The following is a 1,374-nucleotide window of genomic DNA, read 5'->3' on the forward strand; positions in this document are numbered from 1 at the left end:
AGTCAGAAGTGGACCATGCCGATTCGGGATTGGAAGGCAGCGCTGACCCGATTTACCATTCAGTTCGGAGACCGCATCTCCGTCAACTGAAGTCCGAACCGTTTACACAAAAATTCGGACACGCCCTACCGTCAGCCTGCGGTATCAACGATAACGACTGCCAAACCGAATCAAGATCCTTGATGAGGCCAAGCCCTTCACTGGGTTGATCAAAAATGTTGGATGCCAGTCTCAACGCCACGTGCGCCGCCACGTCTTGTGGATCGTTTGGCAACGTGTCATCCGCGTTATCCTCGTAAATCACGGTCTTGAAACGACCATGTTTCGGTGTGAGATAGCGTTTTGTGTGCGGGTTCGCATGTATTGGATACATGACGATGCTGTTTGGAAAGATCGTTGCCAACAAGGGCCATTCAGACTCAGGGCGCTCTTGCCAAAGAAGAATATCTCGGTCGATCAGCTCGAACGTCTTGAGGTACAGCCTCTTAGCCGGCTCACCTTTTTCAGTCGCGTCTTGAACACTGAATTGAGCCTCCATGACTTCGTTACCACTCAGAATCGCAGGACCTCCAGCGTCCTCGCTCGTATCTGTATCCATACCGTGTCCCTCCCGATCATTCCTGAATTGATCCTCATCACAAGTGTTGATGTTAGTGCTCAAAGTCCGGGAGCAAGGCCCGCGTTCCATGTGGGTTTCGGTTCCCATCCACTCGGTGTCGCTATGATCGCGTGCTAGTTTTACCTGCAAGCTCTTTAATACATGCGCCGACTGCTCGCAGTCATTCTGTTGCTCTCCTTCTTCTGTCAGGCCTTTGCAACGGCCCGTCAGTTGGTCTTTTTCGACCACGAGGGAGCTTTCCAGGCTGCGCATGCTGAAATGCATCTGGAAGGATCCGCTCATCACCATGATGAACACGGTGTGGCACACCAAGACGATTCCCAGGAGTCGATCCAGCACATGCTGGCGGACGCAGGCCCTGGGACTGCAGCACTTCTAAACTTCCCCCAGCTGTCGCTTCCTCTCGACCGCTCGCCCGCACCGGCTGTGACCGCCGAATCCGTCAGCCCGTCCCCTTATCTGGACGGTTTACGACGACCTCCCCGACTGATTTCCTGATCCACCCTTAGCGCCGCGCTTTCCACACGAAAGCGGGGTTGTTCATCGGTGCGGTACTACTTTGATCAGGCGCTGATGCGTCAACGATCCTGGTTTGCCGCCTTTGATCGGTCAGGAATCACGTGCGTTTTGAGGTTGCCCCTGAAAAGTGGAGTTCTTAACCCTTGTTGAAAATACCGACAAGGAGTTGAGCAATGAGTGACAAGCAAGTGCGTGCGCAGTACACGCGGGAGTTCAAACTGGAGGCGGTTCGGCAG

General features: G+C 53.9%; 1 protein-coding gene. It reads right to left on the reverse strand.

What is annotated here, in order from left to right; all coding sequences use genetic code 11:
* Nucleotides 1-82: 82 nt before the first annotated feature.
* A complete protein-coding gene (locus tag NFX52_RS30135; RefSeq protein WP_156358849.1) occupies nucleotides 83-916 on the reverse strand; it encodes a hypothetical protein in 834 nt (277 codons plus the stop codon).
* Nucleotides 917-1,374: the final 458 nt, after the last annotated feature.

Origin of the sequence: Acidovorax facilis (assembly GCF_023913775.1) — a bacterium.
GTDB classification, from domain to species: domain Bacteria; phylum Pseudomonadota; class Gammaproteobacteria; order Burkholderiales; family Burkholderiaceae_C; genus Acidovorax; species Acidovorax facilis.